Below are 247 nucleotides of genomic sequence, written 5' to 3'. Positions count from 1 at the left end.
TTGTGCTTTTTTGTCACTCTAACACCATAGTCACGTTCCATAACGTTCACGACAGCTTCAAAGAAGTCGGCTTTGAGTTGAGCATCTTCGAGCTGCTTTTCAAGCTCTTTAATACGTTGCTCTGGTGTAGGAGGTGAGTTGAACTCGGTCATAGAGTCTCCTTTGGACATAAAGTTAGGTGTCCCTTTAGACCAATCTAGTCGACCATGCTTACGAAGCCAAACCAAAACCGTAGAGCAACCTTGGA

General features: G+C 44.5%; 1 pseudogene. It reads right to left on the bottom strand.

The features are described from left to right. Positions 1-247, bottom strand: a pseudogene (locus IQP38_RS26565) (IS3 family transposase); the annotation flags it as partial.

Source organism: Vibrio sp. OPT41, assembly GCF_015163595.1.
In the GTDB taxonomy this organism is placed as follows: Bacteria; Pseudomonadota; Gammaproteobacteria; order Enterobacterales; family Vibrionaceae; genus Vibrio; species Vibrio alginolyticus.
Note: the sequence above shows the minus strand (reverse complement) of the source record. Positions and strands in the feature narration are given on the sequence as shown.